The organism is Bacillus sp. BS98, from assembly GCF_008432245.1.
Classification (GTDB): domain Bacteria; phylum Bacillota; class Bacilli; order Bacillales; family Bacillaceae_G; genus Bacillus_A; species Bacillus_A toyonensis.
The window spans coordinates 4528413-4547986 of record NZ_CP043830.1 but is presented as its reverse complement, the minus strand read 5'-3'; the positions used below and the strand labels follow the sequence as shown (position 1 = coordinate 4547986).

Annotated in this window: 24 protein-coding genes; 11 read left to right on the top strand and 13 right to left on the bottom strand. The window is 34.6% G+C overall.

What is annotated here, in order from left to right:
* Positions 1-88: 88 nt before the first annotated feature.
* Together F0362_RS23660 and F0362_RS23655 are read right to left on the bottom strand one after the other, a co-directional pair.
* Positions 89-961 (bottom strand): YitT family protein, encoded by an 873-nt coding sequence (locus F0362_RS23660; RefSeq protein WP_000415908.1) that lies wholly within the window; start codon positions 959-961, stop codon positions 89-91.
* 187 nt (positions 962-1148) lie between these two features.
* Positions 1149-2186 carry a YdcF family protein gene (locus tag F0362_RS23655; RefSeq protein ID WP_000965211.1) on the bottom strand — a complete coding sequence of 346 codons (1038 nt, stop codon included), beginning with the start codon at positions 2184-2186 and terminating at the stop codon, positions 1149-1151.
* An 825-nt stretch (positions 2187-3011) separates the two neighbouring features.
* Between F0362_RS23655 and F0362_RS23645 the strand changes: the two genes are divergently transcribed.
* The gene (locus F0362_RS23645) at positions 3012-3245 is read left to right on the top strand and encodes a spore germination protein (RefSeq protein ID WP_002039815.1); all 234 of its coding nucleotides are present in this window, start codon (positions 3012-3014) and stop codon (positions 3243-3245) included.
* A gap of 315 nt (positions 3246-3560) precedes the next feature.
* Here F0362_RS23645 and cydB read toward each other — a convergent pair whose 3' ends face one another.
* Together cydB and cydA are read right to left on the bottom strand one after the other, a co-directional pair.
* Positions 3561-4589, bottom strand: a complete 1029-nt coding sequence (gene cydB, locus F0362_RS23640) for a cytochrome d ubiquinol oxidase subunit II (RefSeq protein ID WP_149889992.1) — start codon at positions 4587-4589, stop codon at positions 3561-3563.
* Positions 4579-5928 carry a cytochrome ubiquinol oxidase subunit I gene (gene cydA / locus F0362_RS23635; protein ID WP_149889991.1) on the bottom strand — a complete coding sequence of 450 codons (1350 nt, stop codon included), beginning with the start codon at positions 5926-5928 and terminating at the stop codon, positions 4579-4581. Before cydA ends, cydB begins: the two co-directional genes overlap by 11 nt.
* Positions 5929-6152: 224 nt before the next feature.
* Here cydA and F0362_RS23630 point away from each other — a divergent pair, with 224 nt between their 5' ends.
* Positions 6153-6716 (top strand): beta-class carbonic anhydrase, encoded by a 564-nt coding sequence (locus F0362_RS23630; protein WP_000838170.1) that lies wholly within the window; start codon positions 6153-6155, stop codon positions 6714-6716.
* Here the strand turns inward: F0362_RS23630 and yidD are convergent.
* A complete protein-coding gene (yidD, locus tag F0362_RS23625; protein ID WP_000809334.1) occupies positions 6713-6949 on the bottom strand; it encodes a membrane protein insertion efficiency factor YidD in 237 nt (78 codons plus the stop codon). The two genes, F0362_RS23630 and yidD, sit on opposite strands and share 4 nt — an antisense overlap.
* A gap of 128 nt (positions 6950-7077) precedes the next feature.
* Between yidD and luxS the strand changes: the two genes are divergently transcribed.
* The gene (gene luxS, locus F0362_RS23620; RefSeq protein ID WP_001141371.1) at positions 7078-7551 is read left to right on the top strand and encodes an S-ribosylhomocysteine lyase LuxS; all 474 of its coding nucleotides are present in this window, start codon (positions 7078-7080) and stop codon (positions 7549-7551) included.
* A 395-nt stretch (positions 7552-7946) separates the two neighbouring features.
* On the opposite strand, the gene F0362_RS23610 is transcribed toward luxS, so the two are convergent.
* From F0362_RS23610 to ytzI, 3 genes are read right to left on the bottom strand one after another with little or no spacing between them, the layout of a single operon-like run.
* Positions 7947-8177 carry a DUF3953 domain-containing protein gene (locus F0362_RS23610; protein WP_000911975.1) on the bottom strand — a complete coding sequence of 77 codons (231 nt, stop codon included), beginning with the start codon at positions 8175-8177 and terminating at the stop codon, positions 7947-7949.
* A gap of 13 nt (positions 8178-8190) precedes the next feature.
* The gene (locus tag F0362_RS23605) at positions 8191-8421 is read right to left on the bottom strand and encodes a DUF3953 domain-containing protein (protein ID WP_070173864.1); all 231 of its coding nucleotides are present in this window, start codon (positions 8419-8421) and stop codon (positions 8191-8193) included.
* 1 nt (position 8422) lies between these two features.
* Positions 8423-8572 (bottom strand): YtzI protein, encoded by a 150-nt coding sequence (ytzI, locus tag F0362_RS23600; RefSeq protein WP_000472801.1) that lies wholly within the window; start codon positions 8570-8572, stop codon positions 8423-8425.
* An 83-nt stretch (positions 8573-8655) separates the two neighbouring features.
* Here ytzI and F0362_RS23595 point away from each other — a divergent pair, with 83 nt between their 5' ends.
* From F0362_RS23595 to F0362_RS23585, 3 genes are all read left to right on the top strand, one after another.
* Positions 8656-8973, top strand: a complete 318-nt coding sequence (locus tag F0362_RS23595) for a hydrolase (RefSeq protein ID WP_149889990.1) — start codon at positions 8656-8658, stop codon at positions 8971-8973.
* 84 nt (positions 8974-9057) lie between these two features.
* On the top strand, positions 9058-9537 hold the full coding sequence (gene mutTA, locus F0362_RS23590; RefSeq protein WP_000276384.1) for an antimutator 8-oxo-(dGTP/GTP)ase: 480 nt from the start codon (positions 9058-9060) through the stop codon (positions 9535-9537).
* A 104-nt stretch (positions 9538-9641) separates the two neighbouring features.
* Positions 9642-10181 carry a DUF3267 domain-containing protein gene (locus tag F0362_RS23585; RefSeq protein ID WP_097837502.1) on the top strand — a complete coding sequence of 180 codons (540 nt, stop codon included), beginning with the start codon at positions 9642-9644 and terminating at the stop codon, positions 10179-10181.
* 72 nt (positions 10182-10253) lie between these two features.
* On the opposite strand, the gene F0362_RS23580 is transcribed toward F0362_RS23585, so the two are convergent.
* Entirely contained in the window at positions 10254-10925 is a 672-nt protein-coding gene (locus F0362_RS23580) for an HAD family hydrolase (RefSeq protein WP_149889989.1), read from the bottom strand.
* A gap of 93 nt (positions 10926-11018) precedes the next feature.
* Between F0362_RS23580 and F0362_RS23575 the strand changes: the two genes are divergently transcribed.
* Entirely contained in the window at positions 11019-12122 is a 1104-nt protein-coding gene (locus F0362_RS23575) for a hypothetical protein (protein WP_061529460.1), read from the top strand.
* 239 nt (positions 12123-12361) lie between these two features.
* On the top strand, positions 12362-12589 hold the full coding sequence (locus tag F0362_RS23570) for a hypothetical protein (protein WP_000849116.1): 228 nt from the start codon (positions 12362-12364) through the stop codon (positions 12587-12589).
* 34 nt (positions 12590-12623) lie between these two features.
* Here the strand turns inward: F0362_RS23570 and F0362_RS23565 are convergent, their stop codons facing one another.
* The 3 genes from F0362_RS23565 to F0362_RS23555 are packed head-to-tail and all read right to left on the bottom strand — an operon-like array spanning position 12624 to position 15206.
* Positions 12624-13430 carry an ABC transporter permease gene (locus F0362_RS23565; protein WP_000368773.1) on the bottom strand — a complete coding sequence of 269 codons (807 nt, stop codon included), beginning with the start codon at positions 13428-13430 and terminating at the stop codon, positions 12624-12626.
* Positions 13423-14187: an ABC transporter ATP-binding protein gene (locus F0362_RS23560; protein WP_000009038.1), complete on the bottom strand. Its 765-nt coding sequence runs from the start codon at positions 14185-14187 to the stop codon at positions 13423-13425. The genes F0362_RS23565 and F0362_RS23560 overlap by 8 nt, the downstream gene beginning before the upstream one ends.
* 11 nt (positions 14188-14198) lie before the next feature.
* Complete coding sequence (locus tag F0362_RS23555; protein WP_149889988.1) at positions 14199-15206, bottom strand: ABC transporter substrate-binding protein; 1008 nt, start codon at positions 15204-15206, stop codon at positions 14199-14201.
* A 120-nt stretch (positions 15207-15326) separates the two neighbouring features.
* Between F0362_RS23555 and F0362_RS23550 the strand changes: the two genes are divergently transcribed.
* The 3 genes from F0362_RS23550 (at position 15327) to F0362_RS23540 (ending at position 18377) form a co-directional block, all read left to right on the top strand.
* Complete coding sequence (locus F0362_RS23550) at positions 15327-15623, top strand: DUF3986 family protein (RefSeq protein ID WP_000873109.1); 297 nt, start codon at positions 15327-15329, stop codon at positions 15621-15623.
* 11 nt (positions 15624-15634) lie between these two features.
* A complete protein-coding gene (locus F0362_RS23545) occupies positions 15635-15865 on the top strand; it encodes a hypothetical protein (RefSeq protein WP_000227439.1) in 231 nt (76 codons plus the stop codon).
* Positions 15866-16268: 403 nt separating this feature from the next.
* Entirely contained in the window at positions 16269-18377 is a 2109-nt protein-coding gene (locus tag F0362_RS23540) for an LTA synthase family protein (protein ID WP_000050732.1), read from the top strand.
* Between the two features lie 385 nt (positions 18378-18762).
* Here the strand turns inward: F0362_RS23540 and F0362_RS23535 are convergent, their stop codons facing one another.
* A complete protein-coding gene (locus F0362_RS23535) occupies positions 18763-19572 on the bottom strand; it encodes an alpha/beta fold hydrolase (protein ID WP_000498281.1) in 810 nt (269 codons plus the stop codon).
* Positions 19573-19574: the final 2 nt, after the last annotated feature.

Genomic DNA, 19574 nt, shown 5'->3' with positions numbered 1-19574 from the left:
CTTACCGACAAAAACTGACAACGATAGCAACTTAATAATAAAACGAGGCTGTGCCAAAATGTTGGCACAGCCTCGTTTTTCATAACGATTAATGAATATCACGTTTCTTGAAATTACCGCCTTTTACTTCTGCTACGTCATAAACTGTAATAAAGGCATTTGGATCGATTTCATTAATAAGATCTTTCATTTTACTTTCTTCTAAACGGTTAATTACACAAGAAATTTCTTTGAATTTCTCTCTTGAATAACCACCGTATACTTCGTTATACGTTGCGCTTCGGCCTAAACGATCGCGAATTGTTTCTACCATTAATTCAGGCTCTTTTGTGATAATTTTAAATGTTTTCGAACCACTTAAACCAACTTCAACGATATGAATCACTTTCGAAGCAATAAAGTAAGCAATTGCCGAAAGAATAGCTCCTTGAAGACCGAATACTGTTGATACGAAAATAAACACGAACATGTTTAAGAATAAAATAAGGTCACTCGTTCCAAAAGGTAACTTGCGAGAAAGTAATACAGCTAGCATATCGATTCCATCTAATGCTCCGCCGTTACGTAATGCTAGTCCCATACCAAAACCGATAATAATACCACCAACAACTGTAACTAATAATGTATCGCCTTCAATAATAGTTGGTATTCCGTGCATGACAACGGTACCTATTGCTAATGAAGCAATCCCGATAATGGAATAAATTGCAAAACTTTTACCGATTTGCTTATATCCTAACCAAACGAAAGGAATGTTAATAACTGCGATTAGAGCCCCTAATGGCAATCCAAATAATCTTGAACTAACGATACTTAAACCAGTTACACCACCGTCGGATACGTTATTTGGAATTAAGACAGCCTCTAATCCGTACGCTGTAATAAATGCCCCAATAATAATCATCAAAGCTTTTGAAGCGATTTTTAGCTTATTGGGCTTGTTTTTGATAGTTTTCTCCATATAATTTCCTCGTTTCAAACTAGTTTCTTGTTTGTTACATCATTCACACCTAAATTTCATTTTAACATTTAATTTGAAAAAATTCTCCTTTAATGGATGTATGCAGGGAATATTATCGCCATATTATCTTTAAAATATTTTTGAAATGAGTATAAGAAATCCCATCCTTTCAAAGGATGGGATGCTATTAAGAAAATATAAAACTAAGTACTGACACGAATAAAGCGAATCCTAAAATAGCCCCGCAAAACTTCATATGACGTTTACGTCCCATTACGACAATCGCAACGTATTCACGAATCATTGCATTAGGCCAGTAATAAAATGCAGTTTTTGATCCAATTCCTTGGCTATTCAGGCCAGCTTGTCTTGCATATATACCAGCGCGGAAAAGGTGGAAATTATTTGTTGTAAAAATACTTCTATACTTACCTTCAGGTTTTAAAGAGTCCATAATTTCTTTAGAGAACGACATATTTTGATATGTGTTTACAGAGCGATTTTCTTGCACTGTATGTTTAAGAGGAATTCCTTTTTCGACCGCATAATTTTGCATCGCTTCTGCTTCAGGAAGCCCTTCATCTGGACCTTGTCCACCAGAGAAAATAATTGTTGGTGGTGTATTCACAGCTGCTTGTTTCCAATAAAAGTCGATAGCTTTATTAATGCGGCTTGCAAGTAAAGGTGGTACTTTATCATTAATTAAGCCACTACCGAGAACGATGATGAAATCTTGATTACGTCTAGGTCTGTTGAATTGGTATAGAAAATAAGCACTTAAAAAGTTAGATAAGTGTATAAAGAAATATACGCTTATAAGAGAAATACCTGCAAAAATAGGCTCTAAATGTGATGAGACCAAACTTGCTGGATTTATAATAGGGAGTAACATAAAGAATAACATCCCTAAAGCAGCAAGGAGCGTTAAACAGTTAGTGAACCGTCTTCCTTCTCGCTTCATTAAAATTCTTGCATTAAGAAATAATCCAAACATTAAAGCGATAATACCGAAAGGAAGCATAATGAGGAGTGCTAAAAAAGGTAAAAATATAATGTAACGCAAGACAGCACTATCTGAGTTCAAAGATACGATTACGCAAAAAAGAAGGAAAAAACAGATAAAGGCATTAAATAAAAAGCCGTTTATGATTTTTCGCGGATCTTTTAAATAAGAGATAAGAAAAATAATAAACAATATAAGAGGAATAATTCCAAAATACAGCATAAATATAGTACACCTCAACTTGTATAAGAATTTGACATATCTTTTATATTACATGATTTCATAAGTGAAAATGAAAGAAAAAGGATTTTGAATTTTCTCAATAAGTTGTATAGATACATATGTTAAAATGTATGTAAGGCGATATATTAAAAGTAAAGTGGTTGAAAAGGCACTCGGTAGAGTGTCTTTTCTTTTTTGTATGTAATTGTGCATATTATATTTATTTTCAAATGAAGAGGATTAAAATATAAGTTGTAGACAGACTTTATAAAGCAGAATTTTGTACAAGCATTTCCCTCAATTTTTTGTATCTAACAATCGTATAACAATAAAGTGAAACTTTAATCAGTGGGGGATTCATCCCCAGCTGATTATTAGTTGAACCAATCGGGCATTTACAGGCAGTTGATCCCCCACCTAACTTTTTTTCTTTCGCTGAATTTTGAGGTGGGGGTCTTACTGCCCGTTAATGCGGGATAAATAATTCTGTTTTATAGTGTCTGTTTATGAAAAGTGTTTTCTTTGAGGGCACTTTTTGTTGTTTAGTGGAGATGAGTTTTTACTGTTAACATAGTGGAAACTATCTATACTAAACATTAGCAATCTTCCGTATAAACATTATCAATTTACTATATATTCCAGTGGTGTTAAGTTAAATATGAAAGGCTTTCTTTTTCAAAATATTACCCCTAATAAAATTTTGAAGAAGTCAACTGTCTCCAAACTTGCCATTCATGCTTAGAGAAAAAGCACTCATTTTGAGTGCTTTTTCTTATTGAAACATGCTATTTTTATAGGCGATTTTCATAAAATGAAAGTAAGGAAATGAAAGTAGGTGACAATATGCCGGCAGTTGTTGAAGGTGTTATTATTGAAAACTGCAATGGGACGATTAATTTAGGGGATAAATATAACGTGCAACCGATTGAAAAGACGAAAGCTTATAATGGATCGGGATCATCGAACACTGGATTAAATGTGAGAACATTTAGCGGGATTAGTACAGCAGATGTAAGGGATAATGATGTAAATGACCAAGAGATACAATTTACCTTATAGTGCAATATGTAAAATTGCATAAAATGATGAATTTGCCCTATGATACAATTTAGTTGTGAGCTGTTTGTGATTCTTCTGTATCATAGTTGTTAGATTGAAAGTATAACATCTTATCCTGCTATTTACGGGCAGTAAGACTCCCACCTCACAGATCGGCTTGTGCTGAGTATTTAGGTAGGGAATCAACTGCCCGGAAATGTCCGATTGGTGTGGGCTAATAATCAGTGGGGATGAACAAAATCCCCACTGATTATAGTTTCACTTTATCGAAAATCATACGTAAAAAAGACACTTCAAACGAAGTGTCTTTTTATCTTAGTGATATCCTTTAGCAGAGTCTTTATGGATTTTATTTTTAAAAATACTGTAGCTCCAAAGTTGATAGCCAATAACAATTGGTACCATAACTATTGCAACGAAGAACATAATTTTTAAGTTTAATTGGCTACCAGCTGCGTTGTATAACGTTGTACTATAGGCGTCGTTAATGCGAGAAGGTAACATTCTTGGGAACATACCTGCAAAGCCAGTTGTCATAAACATTGCGATTGTTAAGCAAACAAATGTAAAGGCGAGGCCGATTTTATGTTTGTACACCATAATAAGTGCGAGTACACTCATTAACATTGCAAGTACTGGAAGAATAAATAGTACCGGATATTCCGTAAAGTTTTGGAATAAGTTTGTGCGATTTGCAGTTGCTACATAGAAGATAGCTAAAGTGATAGCAGCTGCCATTGAAAATGGTCTTGCGATTTTATAAGCACGATCGGATACTTCACCAGTCGTTTTAATCATAACCCAAAGAGCACCAGATACGACGAATATAGCAGTGAAGAACAGACCACCTAAAATACCGTAATGGTTTAGTAAGCTAAGTAAATTTCCTTCATAGCCATTTTTTCCGATTTGTAGTCCGTAATATAGGTTAGCGAATGTAACACCGAATAAAAAAGCGATTAGGAAACTACCAATTGTAAATGCCCATTTACAAGTTTTTTGCCAAATTGGTGAATCATCTTTATGCATAAATTCAAGTCCAGCAGCACGAGCAAATAGTGCAAGTAATACTAAAAATAGTGGTGTGTATAGGTAACTAAACATATTTGCATATGTGATTGGAAAGGCAGCAAATGTTGCGCCACCAGCTGTAATTAACCATACTTCATTACCACCCCAAAATGGACCAATTGCTTCTTGTAATTGATTTCGTTCTTGTCGGTCTTTCGCAACGAATGGGAAAATCATTCCGTTACCGAGTGCGTAGCCATCAAGAATGAAGTAAACTGTCCAAATTACGCCCCATAAACCGAACCAGATGATTGCAAGCATATCATGAGACATGAGCTGTACCTCCTTCAGTAGCAGGCTCTTCTAATGCAGCTGGTCCTTTTTTTGCGAACTTCAGCATTAAGTATACATCTGCAATTAAAAGTAAAGTGTAGAACAATATTAAACTAATTAATGAGAACCAAATTTGTGGAACTGATATAGGTGATACAGATTCTGCTGTACGCATTAGTTTATAAACTGTCCATGGTTGACGACCTACTTCAGCGACAATCCAGCCAGCGTTAATCGCAATGTACGGAAGTAAGACAGACCACATTGTAATTTTTAAATAACGTTTTGAGTTTTCTAGTTTTCCTTTTCGGTTTAAATAGAAACCGAACCAAGTTAATGCCATAAAGAACATGCCAAGTGCGACCATTAAGCGGAAGCCATAGTACACGAGGTTAACGTTTGGACGATCTTCTTTCGGAATATCTTTTAAACCAACAATTTCTCCATCAAATGAGTTTGTATAGAAGAAACTTCCGAGTTTTGGAATTGTAAGTAGTTCAAAGTTCTTTTCATTTTTCACATCAGGAATTTGAATGATTGAGAAACCTTGTCCTTTTCCAGTTTCCCAAACTGCTTCCATCGCAGCTCCTTTAGCAGGTTGATATTTAGCTGCCGATACACCAGATTGATGTCCCATAAACGGTGTAATAGTTGCGGCGAATAAGCCTAACATTAAACCAAACTTAAATGATTTTTTGAAGAATTCCACTTCATTTTTACGTAGCAAGTGATAGGCACTAATGGCCATAACGAAGAAAGCACCAACGATATAACAACTAATTACAGTATGGAAGAACATGTTCCAAGCATATGGATTTGTAACAAGTGCCCAGAAATCATTTAATTCAGCGCGGCCGTTACGTACTACATAGCCAACAGGATTTTGCATAAAGCCGTTTGCTGTAATAATCCAAAGTGCGGAAATATTTGTTCCAAGTGCAACCATCCACATACAGAAGGCACGGAACTTTGGTGAAATTTTGTCTTTACCGAATAACCATATTCCCATGAACGTAGATTCTAAGAAGAAGGCAACGAGTGCTTCGATTGCGAGAGGGGATCCGAAAATATCTCCCATATATTTGGAGTACTCAGACCAGTTTGTTCCAAATTGGAATTCCATCGTAATCCCGGTTATAATCCCCATTACGAAGTTAATTGTAAATAATTTACCCCAGAAATTTGCCATTTTGCGGTATGTTGGATTCAATGTGCGGGCGTATTGAGTTTCCATACATGCTACTAAAATAACAAGTCCGATTGTTAAAGGTACAAATAAAAAGTGATAAAAAATAGTAATTGCAAATTGAAAACGACTTAGTAACAGAACGTCGGACATAATAAATATTCACTCCTTTTTTACATTATCTACAATCAGTTTATAGTGAAAATACGTTTAAAGTATGTGAGACTTGTTACAAAGGTGTGTGTATATTTTGAAAGAATTATGTCGGTTATCTGAAAATATCTCATTTTTACTATAAAGCAATATCCTTTTTGGGTTTTTCAAATTTTGGTACACTACATATGTAATGTAAATGAGAGAAAAGAGGGTTCTGTACTATGAAGTCATTAGAAGAGATTTTACAATACAATGAAAAATTCGTTGAAGAGAAAAAATACGAAGAGTATGAAACAGGAAAATTTCCAAATAAAAAAATGGTAATTATCTCTTGTATGGATACTCGTCTTGTTGAATTATTACCGAAAGCGATGAATATGCGTAACGGTGATGTGAAAATTATTAAAGTAGCAGGCGCTGTTATTTCCCATCCATTCGGAAGTATTATGCGTAGTATTTTAGTTGCTGTATACGAACTTGGTGCCGATGAAGTTTGTGTAGTTGGTCATCATGATTGTGGTATGGCAAAAATTCAAGCAAGCAGTACAATTGAGAAGATGAAAGAGCGCGGTGTAACAGATGAGAAATTAGATACACTTCGTTATTCTGGAATCGATTTAGAAAGATTCCTACAAGGGTTCTCTAGTGTTGAAGAAAGTGTAGAACATAGTGTATCAATACTTCGCAATCATCCATTACTTCCAGAAGAAGTACCTGTTCACGGTCTTGTTATAGATCCTGATACAGGAAAATTAGATTTAGTTGTGAATGGTTACGACAATTAAGAATTTACTTTGTCATCCTTTTTATCTGGGACAGGATCAAATCCTCCCGGGTGGAAAGGGTGACATTTTAATATACGCTTACAAGTAAGCCAAAAACCTTTCAATGCACCATGCTTTTGAAACGCCTCTAATCCGTAATGAGAACAAGTCGGATAAAAGCGGCACGTTGGCGGTGTCATCGGCGAAATAAATTTTTGATAAAAGCGTATAATTCCAATGAAAATCTGTTTCATAATGGTCTCCTTTTCAGCATATTCTTAAAGTATTATAGCACGACTGTACATAATACTTTACTAATGTGCATTTCCGTTATATCATATTGGATATAACGGAATTAAATTAAAAGCGGGAGAGATGTTGTATGCCATCAGTAGAAAGCTTTGAATTAGATCATACGATTGTAAAGGCACCTTATGTAAGACATTGCGGAGTTCATAACGTAGGTAGTGACGGTATTGTAAATAAATTCGATATTCGTTTTTGCCAACCGAATAAACAAGCAATGAAACCAGATGTTATTCATACGTTAGAGCATTTATTAGCATTTAATTTACGTAAATATATTGATCGTTATCCGCATTTTGATATTATCGATATTTCACCAATGGGCTGCCAAACAGGATATTATCTTGTTGTAAGCGGAACACCAACAGTTCGTGAAATCATTGATTTATTAGAACTAACATTAAAAGATGCGGTTCAAATTACAGAAATTCCAGCTGCAAACGAAACACAATGTGGCCAAGCGAAGCTTCACGATTTAGAAGGAGCACAACGCTTAATGAACTTCTGGTTAAGCCAAGATAAAGACGAACTTGAAAAAGTATTTGGATAAAGAAAAACTGCCTGTGAAAAGGCAGTTTTTTTATTTGTAAAAGAGAAAAGTACAGGTTTTATAGAAAAACAATGAGTTTCACTTATGAGCATGTTTAAGAAATGAAAGGCAGTAGGTGATTGGAAATTACATGTTATCTTTAGTGAAAGTAATTCGATATTACAATGAAGAGCATAAGACTAGAAACGAAAAAATGCGAGATGCCCATTGATTTTCTTCCGGATTTCAGTTCATTAATTCCTAGAAGAATAAAGAAACAACTGAGAGCAAATTGCATGTATGGGAGAAGTGTGAAGTTGTCGGTAGCAAGAGAATAAGTGCAAAGAGAGAATGTGAGAAGCATGAAAAAATAGCGTAATCCAGTTAGCATTGTATACCTCCTTTAAAGAGACTATTTATCGAAATATTTCTGAGAAGCCAAGAAATAAAGCACCAGCTCCTGCTAACAGAGCAAGTATACTACCACCTTTTTGCTGTTTTAAGATTTCCTCTATACTAATAACGAAAGCCATCATCCCTAAAAAGATGAACATATAAGGCATAATTTCTCTATTACTAGTAAAGAAACTATAGATTGCTATACATAAAGCAATAAGTGAAAAAGTAATTCGCAATCCTTTTAGCATACATGTATCCCCTTTATTGTATATAGCTAATGATAAGAACAATCCAAATGAAAGCACCGGCAACAATACAAATGAATCCTGTTCCTGAATCCTTCTTTTTTATTTGTTCCATTGCAATGAGGAACATGAGAGCTCCTAATAAAAATTGTGAAAGTGGTAGAAAGTTATTTTGACCTGTATAGAGCCCGATTATCGACATTATGATCACAGTGAGTGCGATTGCAATGCGAAGTACACGAAGCATATTATGAATCCTCCTTATTATTTTTTGTATAAGGATTATCTTCTGGTTTATCAACGGAATGTTTGTATGCATAGCCTTTATTAATCGTCATGACGGAGAGTACTAGTATGACTAGGACGATTATAATACCGATAATTAATATTTTGAACATGAAATCCCTCCTTTTCTTTATTTTACATAATTTTGTAATTGATGAAAACAATAGAAACTAAAAGGATGAAAGAAGGGTGTTACATGGAGAAGAAAAAAACATATTATATATCAATAAGTAATGGTCAAATTTCACAAGTGAAGACGGCAGATACGTACAATTTTGAAGTTTACGCAAATGATGAGGAAATTACGGAGTTAAGAGCGTACTTTGATCAAGCATATGTAGAGGATTTAGGTTCATTTGTACGGTCTCACGTTCCATTTGTTGAATATCATCACGATTCAAATAATGATCGATATGATGAACAACTACAAAAAGCATATAAAATGATTTACGAATTAGGAAATCATGAGACGAAAGAATTAGTCGCACAAATGGGAATAATCAATGGATTGTAATTGGATAATATTATGCAGAAAAGCGAGAATATGCTACAATTTGTGGTAGGAAAAACTTGTAACCATCAATAGGGGAGTAATGGCATGTACAAATTTAAAGATTATTACCACAACACTGTACAATTATCGTTTGAACGTTATCCATTTTCTCCTGAGCCAAAGCATGTTTGGGTTGTATGCCGGTACGGGGATCAATGGTTATTAACGCATCATTTACGTCGCGGTCTTGAATTTCCAGGTGGTAAAGTAGAACTAGGGGAAACACCGGAAGAAGCGGCGGTTCGAGAAGTTCATGAAGAAACCGGCGGCATAGTTTCGGATTTAACTTACTTAGGACAATATAAAGTATCTGGAAAAGACAAAATAATCATTAAAAACATTTATTTTGCAACAATTAGTGCGGTAGAAGAACATACGCATTACGAAGAAACGAAAGGGTCTGTTTTATTAAAAGACATTCCTGATAACATTAAAACTGATAGAAAATTTAGCTTTATTATGCGCGACGATGTATTAGCGCGTACGATGAAACATATAGAAGAAATCGGCTGTTTTACGAAGTAAAATGGCCGGTTTCTTTTTTTGTTCGAGAATGTAAATATATCTTTACATAATTTGGGTATATTATGCAATTTTGTAAAGATGTATTTACATTTTAGGAGGAGAAGATGGATAAAAGAAAAGAAACGACTGTTACTGTTTCGATGGTTAAATTAAATATCTATTCATTTTTTATAATATTAGCTCTAGCGATTGGAATTAGTTTTTTACATGCGCTTTTTTCAGGCGGGTTTCAAGTTGAAATTACATTGCCCGTTATGTTTCTTTTAATTATTGGAATGATTGTTCTCGTTTGTATACATGAAGCGATACATTTAATAGGGTTTCGTTATATCGGAGGTGTTCCGTGGAGTGAACTAACATGGGGTGTCAATTGGAAATTAGGTGTAGCATATGCTCATTCTAAACAGGTGATTACAGTAAAGCAAATGAAGAAAGTTTTAATGTTGCCATTTTTACCGACTGGAATTTTACCAATTGTATTAGGATTAGCCATGAATCTGGAGCCACTTTCATTTTTAGGTGTTCTACTAACAGCAAGTTGTATTGGTGACATTGCTCTATATCAAAAAGTTTCAAAGTTTCCAGATGATGCACTAGTAAAAGATCATCCGAGTAAACCGCAGTTTACAGTTTATGAACAATAAAGGAAGAGGAGGCGTTTTTGAATAACGGCCTCCTCTTTTTGGCGGTAAATCGCTTATATAATTTATTTCCTATTATTTTGTTTTTATCTCTACCTCTAAAAATGAAAGAACATCTAATAAATCATCTATCACACGTGAATGCTCGAAGTCACCCCAAAATAAATCTCTCTTCCAAACGCCAAGAATTCCTACTTGTTCAGAACCGAGCGCGTCGTTTTCTGGATGATCTCCAACGTAAAGACATTCTTCGGCTTTTACATTCAGCTTTTGTAAAGCACGTTTGAAAATTTCAGGATGAGGTTTTTTGATTCCTTCCGCTTCTGAAACGAGAATTGTATTTGTATACGTATGTATGTTTAATGCTCGAAGGTTGCTCATTTGAAATTCAGTAAAGCCGTTTGTAATTATACCAATTTTAATGTTTCGCTGTTTTAATTGTTGAAGTAGTTCATGCATGTCTGGGAAAGGAATACAATGATGTCGGAAGTTTGTAATGTAGTCGTGCAACAGTTGCTCTGGCGTTAAAGTGGTAATGTTGTATTCGCAAAGGAGAGTGGAATATACCTTATCTTTCCACGTGTAACCATTATTATCGAGCTCGAGAAAACGAGAGCAATACTCGAATTTTTCTATGTTTATCAAATGAAAGGCGAAACGATTATATTGATCACGAATAAATTGCTCTAGAGATTGGCGGCGATCTAATAGTGTTCCATCTAAGTCAAATAAGACTGCTCGAATCATGGGAAACCTCCATACAGTTTTTATAATTAATTATCGCATATTCGTTAAAAAATGATTATGATATTTTTGTAGAATGGAATAATGGAGGGGCGTATGAAAAAACTGTATGGCAAGTTAGTGTGTTTTATGATTTCAACGGGCTTAGTAGCTGGATGTGATATGTCGGAGCAAACTTCAAAAAGAGAGAAAAAAGATGCGTGCGAAACGACAGAAGAATGTGCACAAATAGGTGATAAGACGCTTCAAAAAGTATATAAAAAAATAGATGGACTTTCAGAACTTGAAGTACTAGAGGATTATGTTTTAGAAGGAAATTCAAGTAATGATATGAAAGAAGCGGAAATGAAAAAAGAGGATGATGAAAATTATTTCTTTTTAGCTTCTTATTATATTGATGGTGATGAAATTGTAGATCCGTATTTCGATAAACTAGATCAGAAACGATTGAATAAGGCGTTCGCAGAAGATAAAGAAGCGAAAGAAGAGATACTAAAACAACGTCAAGATAAAGCGTATCATCAATCATTATGGGAGATGTATAGCACTCTTATTCCAGCTAAGTATCGCACTGACATAAAAGAGTTTGACATGGTAACAGATGGTTACGATGGAATTGTCGCCCACGTTATGCCGAATGTAGAGTATCCGAAAGAGTGGACCCTTAGTTTAGATACGCTTGATTCTGCAGTAAATATTGATCAAGTGATGAAAACATTAATACATGAGACAGCCCACGTATTAACACTCGGGCATAAACAAATATCAGTAAATGAAAAATACTTAAAGGCTTTTGAAGAAGAAAAAGATATTTCATCATACCAAAATAAATGTAAATCTCTTTTCTTGCAAGAAGGATGTGCGAAGGAGAGCTCTTATATAAATCAATTCCACAATTTGTTCTGGAAACCAATTGAGCAGGAGTGGACAGAAAAGAAAGTGGAAGAAAGCGAAGAAGTTCAAATTGAATTTTTTAAAGAGAAACAAAATGAGTTTGTTTCTCTTTACGGGACGACAAATGTAGCAGAAGACATTGCAGATACATTTACAGCGTTTATTTTACAAGATTCAAAAAAGGTGGAAGAAGGAACTGAGTTAAAATATAAAAAAATTGCGTTTTTCTATCAGTTCCCTGAGCTTGTAAAAATGAGAGCGGAAGTGTTAGCTGGATTATATGATGTTTCGAAAACGATAGAGTAACCAATTGGACAAGAATGTGAGCTATGTATCCGATATATTTTAGCCAAGAGAAAACGTGAAGAATTTTAGTTCTTTACGTTTTTTATGTTGATAAAGTTGAAAATTCTGTCTTTTTTAAAAAAGAAGAAGGAACTAGTGCTATAAAAGAGAATTAGTATAAAAATGTCACAATTTAGACACAATTATAATGCGCGTGTTGTAGGGACTATAAGTTTACTCTCGAGGAGGTAATGAAACGTATGAAAACGATTCTTGCTGTTGCTGGTCTCATCTGGGTAATGTCTCACGGTTTTCCGATTTTTGAAGGGGAGCAAATTCGTAGTGCACTAAATAAAAAGTTCAACGATTATCATGTAATAGATCGAAAAGATAATGTCGTTACAGTACGTGTGAAAGACTGTTTCCATACAGTTACGGTTGCCGATGGAAATGTTACAAATGAAACAAAAATGTGTGATAAAAGGTAAAAGAAAGAAGCTGACTCTAGCATATCGTTTTGAGTCAGCTTCTTTTTCGTTTTCCGATTAGAAGTTTTTCAAATGCTTCTACAAACACATACATCAGTGTTGCGAGAACACATGTGAGTAGCACACTCAGTAAGACGAGTGTGAAGTTAAAGACTTGGAATCCATAGCTAATTAAGTAGCCAAGTCCTTGTTTAGAAACGAGAAGCTCACCGAAAATAACACCGACCCATGATAATCCAACGTTCACTTTTAGCGTTGAAATAATTGCAGGGAACGATGAGGGGAGTATAACTTGCTTATAGCATTGCCATTTATTTGCGCCAAATGTGTCCATTACTTTTATATAGTTAGAATCGACTTCTTGAAATGCGCTGTAAATAACGAGAATGGTAATGATGATGGAAATGATTACGCCCATTGCAATAGACGATGAAATATTAGGACCGAAGATTACAATGATAATAGGGCCGAGTGCGACTTTTGGCATTGCATTTAGGACGACGAGATATGGATCAAGAACGCGAGCTAAAAGTGGTATCCACCAAAGGAACGTGGCAATAATAGCCCCGAGTACTGTTCCAAGAATGAAGCCTACTCCTGTTTCAAGTAGCGTCGTCCATATGTGAATCCAAAGCGAACCATCAATCCACTTGCTAAGAAAGAGATCCCAAATACTCGACGGAGAGCTAAAGAGTAAAGGATCAATCCATTCGTTTTTGCTAGCTATTTCCCATAATGCAAAGAAAAGAATGAGCAGTAAAAGTTGTAGCGAACGAGCAATCCATGCACGCCTGCGTTCTTTCTTTCGAAATTGTTCATGTAGCTGTTTTATATTATCCAAGGCGCTCCAGCTCCTTCCATATGTCTTGGAAAAGGGCTGGAAAGTCGTAGTGATGGCGCGATTCTAACGGTGATAAGGAGCGAATACTTTCTGGGACGACGAACGTTTTTGCAATTTTCCCAGGATTCGCTTGTAGTAAATAAATACGATCACTCATCGCAATTGCTTCTTCAATATCATGTGTCACGAGTAAAGATGTTTTTTTAAAGTTACGTAATAATGTGAAGACGAGATCCTCTAGTTTTAACTTTGTTTGATAATCGAGAGCGGAAAATGGTTCATCTAACAATAAAATTTTTGGATCAGTCGCTAATGTTCGAACGAGTGCAGCGCGTTGACGCATACCACCGGACAATTCACGAGGATATTGCTGTTCTACATCATGCAAACCGACTTGTTTTAAAAGCTTTAAAGTATGTTCTTTCGTTCGTTCATCATAAATCTTTCGAATATGAAGTCCAAGCATAATATTTTCTTCAATTGTTTTCCACGGAAACAAGTAATCTTGCTGGAGCATATAACCCATAGATGGACTTTTTGTTGTAATTGGTTCACCATCTAAAAATACGATACCTTCAATTGGATCAAGTAGCCCAGCGATAATCGAGAGAAGCGTCGTTTTGCCGCAACCACTTGGACCGAGTATAGAAATAAATTCTCCTTCTTCCACTTGTAAACTCATATCTTCGAGAATTAGTTTGGCGTTCTCTTTTGCGAAAAAGCAGTGAGAAACGTTACGTATTTGTAAAAAACTCATACACTTCGCCTCTATTTCTTAATAACGCTTTCGGCAATTTTCGTATTGACGAGCGCTTCATGTGGGACTTCTTTTTGTAATTCACCAGCGTCTTTCATAATAGTTTGGAGCTGTTTCCATTCTTCCGCATCTAATAGCGGATTTGTCGCATAAGAATGTTGCTTTTTATACCGTTCAATTACTTTTACTGTAATGTCTTTTGAAGTGTCTTTAAATAACGGAGAAACGGCATTAGCGATCTCTTCGGGACTATGTGTATCAACCCATTGCTGCGCTTTATAGAGCGCACGTGTGAACTTTTCAGCAGCAGTTTTATCTTTCTTTAAGAAACTTTCTCTTGCCATGAACGATGTATAAGGAACAGTACCAGATTCATTTCCGAACGAAGCGACGATATAACCTTTACCTTCTTTTTCGAATATACTTGCAGTCGGTTCAAAGAGCTGTACAAATTCTCCAGTACCAGATGCGTAGGCATTTGCAATATTAGCAAACTCGATGTTTTGAATTAAGTTCGTATCTTTGTGAGGATCAATGCCATTTTTCTTTAAAACGTATTCTCCAACCATTTGCGGCATGCCGCCTTTGCGCTGACCTAAAAACGTAACACCTTTTACGTTATTCCAATTAAAAGAATCTAGCTTTTTACGTGAAACTAAAAATGTCCCATCTGTTTGTGTAAGCTGTGCGAAGTTAATAACAGGGTCTTTTGCTCCTTGTTGATGAACGTAAATAGACGTTTCAGAACCGACAAGAGCAATATCAATTCCACCAGATAATAGGGCGGTCATCGTCTTATCTCCGCCAGCTGTTGTTTGTAGGTCAATATTTAGTCCTTCATCTTTAAAAAAACCTTTTTCAATCCCAACATATAACGGTGCATAGAAAAGAGAATGGGTAACTTCGCCGACGCGAATGTTTTGAGTTTGATCTTTTGGCCCTTCTTTTTTACTACTACAAGCAGCAAAAGTGAAAACAGTTAGTAACATGATGCAAAAAACAGCTATTAATTTTTTCACTATATAACACCTCCTAGAAGTCACTCTACAAGCATGATATGTAGGTAAGTGCCCATATGTGAGTATAGATAGCAGGAATTTTTTGAGTGATAAAGAAGTACAAATATAAGGGGTGATAAAATGAAGTACGAATATGATGATAGCGTACATTTACATCTTGATTATTTCGGAACAGAATGTGATATGGAATCGATTGCTTATAAGAGGAAGAATGAAGACGTATGGGATGTGTATTTTAATTTTGGAGTATACGGTATTCAGAAAGAGGATGTAGAGTTAGGAAGGTTTATGGACGAATATGCTGGTCATTACGTTTTTTCTGTACATGCTCGTGATTTAAGCTGGGAATTTGGAAGTGCTCAGTTTGAGGAGTGGGTTTTGAGAAATCAGATAGTAGAAAAATCACTGCAAAAATAGGTAGGGATTTTGTGGTCGATTTTCTCATTTTATTGTTCATTTTCGTAGTTGGATTTTTTATTATACAATTGCTCATTTACCGATTTGCAAAGAAAAGCATTCAAAAATATACAAAAATGAAATGGATGCATATGTGGCTACATATGCATATGGAAAAAGGTCCGAGATTAGATTTTTTTGATTTTGTATTTATAGTAATCGTATGTATTATATGGAGAATGTGGATAGTTTCTCTTTTATAGTAGATGTTTCAACACGTTCTTAAAGGCATCATGATTTGTCCTCTTAGTTTGTAAGGAATAAAAAATAGAAATCAAAATACGAAGCAAAATCTGCAAGTTTGATCAGGTTTTGCTTCGTATTTTAATTTGCATAATAAATAGATTATATCTCCTAAAATAACGGTGAATTTTAACTTTTTTTGAAGGTAGAATCCTTTTGTAATATAGTTTGTATATGCAGTATTTTTGTACTTTTTAGAATCTGTTTTGTTGTAAAAAGTACGAAAAAATGTTATTTTTTAAGGGGTATTTAAGGTTATATATATATAATAAAAATAGATATAAAGATCATAAGTATAATGTTTTTTACTGATGCGGGGTGAAATAGAGAGAAGAAAACAAGAAGAGAAAAGAGGGAAATAAGTTGAGTTTGGATTTTGTAGTTCAGCAACAAAGAAGAAATGAATTTCGTTATAATTTTTCTGTTCAGCAAGAAAGAAAGAGCCCATTACTTTCTTTCATTATTAGCGGAATATGGACTGTTTTTTTAGAAACGTTGTTTGTTATTACATTAGGCTATTTCGAATTAGAGAAGACGAAGTTATTTTTTAATGAAGGAATCACGTTAAGTATAATTACTATAATTTTATGGAGCATACTATTTTTTATTGATTATTTGAATAAAGGGATAATCAATAAACTTAGACCAGCTATAAGAGTTCATATTTTATTGCTGCCAATAGCTCATTTAATAGTTTTTATTTATATATTCATACAAGAATATATGAATTTTTTGCTTGTGAATAACTGGATTTATTTGCAGTATACACAGTACCTATTCAGCGTTTTACTCATTTATATGGTGTATATTTTAGTTTACAATTCAATTGGAAAAATTTTACTAAGTGTAATGTTAACTAGTTGTTCTTTTATTATTTTAGGGATTGTTAATTACTTCAAGAGTATGTTCAGAGGAGAGCCGCTATATCCATCTGACTTTACACAAATAGGGCATATGCAGTCAGTTATACCAATGGTTATGGATTATTTTAGTTTGAAAAATATATTAATAGGAATCATTAGTATAGTTGTATTTGCATTTGTTGTTTTTACTATTCGAAAGCATATTAAATCTATAAAAATCCATATCGGTATGCGAATTGTTTTAATATGTACATCTCTGTTTATGGTGTATGCGTTTAGTAATTACCCTAATACATTTGTGAATAAGTTATTTGTAAAGGGTGGGGTATACTTCCCTTTATGGAATCAAAATATGAACTATGGTCAAAATGGCTTGGTTTTAGGATTTTTAAGTAACTTAGATACGACAGTTATTCAGGAACCAGAAAAATATTCAAAGGAAAATATGCTTCAAATTGCGAATGACATAAAGAAACAATATGGTGTTAATGTGAGTGAACAAAAAAAAGCTGAGAAACCGAATATTATATTTCTGATGAGCGAGGCTTTTTGGGACCCTACAAAACTAACGAATCTTTCATTTAGCGAAGATCCAGTCCCGAATCTACATCATTATATTGAGAATTTTCCAGGTGGACAAACAATAGCTCCTACATTTGGGGGGAATACAGCGAATACCGAATTTGAAGCGCTAACGAGTTATTCAATGAGTTTGTTAATGCCCGGTTCTATACCGTATCAACAAGCTGTTACAGGTCAGAAAGAAATCCCATCTATTGCAAGTGAATTGAAAAAACAAGGATACTATGCAAGTGCAATTCATGCTTTTGATCGCTCATTTTACAAACGAGATACTGTATATAATGTATTTGGATTTGATAACTTTAATGCAGAAGATACGATGAAGCATAAAGAATTAGCTGGGGACAATGTTAGTGATTTGTCTATGAGTAAAGAAATAATAGATGAATTGAATAAGAGAAAACAGCCTACATTTATTCATGCGGTAACGATGCAAAATCATTTTCCATATAATCCGGGACGATTTGAAGAAAATCAAATAGAAGTTAATGGATTAACAGAAGATGCATCGAAGGCAGAATTAGAAATATATACGGAAGGTGTAAGGCGCTCCGATGAAGCTTTAAAATATTTAATAGACCAGCTTGATGAATTAGAAAGACCTACTTTATTAGTCTTTTTTGGAGATCATTTACCAGTACTAGGGACAAATAAGGCTATTTATAAAGAGGCTGGATATATAGAGAATGAAGAAACTGTAAGTGAAAGATTATCAATGGCAGAAACACCATTGTTAATGTATGCAAATTTTGATATACCAAATGACAACTTAGGTTTAGTAAGTCCAATGTATTTCTCAAATCTTGTTTTTGATTACGCAGGATTAAATAAATCACCATTTTATCAATTTTTATCGGGATTATATAAAGAAATCCCAGTGCTTAGAGATGAATTAAAAGTTGATAAAAATGGCGAAGAGATTAAAGACTTAACAAAGAAACAAAAAGAAATGTTAGAGCAATATAAAATGATTCAATATGATTTACTCGTTGGAAAGCAGTATAGTAAAGATATACTCTTTAAATAGGGGAAACAAAAAAGGACTTGTATAGGATACAAGTCCTTTTTTCATAGTATTTAACGGGGTAACCAGACAAGCTGGGTTTAGGGAGTATTACTTGTACATTTAGTATAAACAAAAATGTAATCGTTTTATTAATTGATTTGTGAGAAATGTGTGAATTTTATTTTGTGAAAACTTCATTCACTTCAACAAATAACCTATAGGGCATATACTTTCACTTTCTTTGAAAAATAAGTTGTAATGATATTCGATGGGATAAATTAAAACAGGAGATGAGAAGATAACAGAATGTATCATTCGTATCGTAGTTATTCTTACTTACGAATGGGCCGGTTTAATTGGGTAAACAAAAAAGATAGTTAATAAAAAAGAATTTGCTGTAAGGAAACTATGAATTTAAAAATTTTATAAGTTCTGCATTTAATTCATCTGCTTGGTCGATTGGAGAGCCGTGACCACTATTTGTAAGAGCATGTAGTTGAGCATTTTTAATCCGTTTTTGCGTGAGTTCAGCACTTTTGTATGGGATCAGTTGGTCGTGAACGCCGTGGAATATTTTTGTTGGAACGTTAATTTTACTTAAGTCTTTCGTTACGTCTTCGTTTGCAGCTGCTTGCAAAATTTTGATGAGAGCATAGGAAGCGGACTGCATACCGAGATAAGAAAACCATTCAAGGGTTGCAGCTCCTAAGTTTCTATTGAAAAATGATAAAGATACATCACTTAAAAATTTTGGTAAATTTACATACATTTGATGAATGAGGGTATCTGCTTGTTCTTTTGGTACACCGTAAGGGGACTCTTGATTTTTCACGAAAGAAGGAGAGACGGCATCAATTAATGCGAGCTTAGAAATACGACGCCCATTGTAGCGAGACATATAGCGAATAGAAAGAGCACCGCCGACTGAAAAACCGACTAACGTAGCATTTTCTACTTGGAGTGCTTCCAGAACAATTGCAATATCATCAGCTAATCGGTCATACGTGTAACCAGTCCATGGCTTATCAGATTGCCCATTTCCGCGTATATCCATGGCGATGCAGCGAAAGCCGTGCTCCGGTAAAACATTGAGTTGATATTGATACATTTGATGATTTAAAGGCCAGCCATGGACGAAAAAAACAGTTTTACTACCGGGACCGGGATTAACGTCTTGCACAAAAATATGAACATCTTTCTCGACCGTAACAAACATGA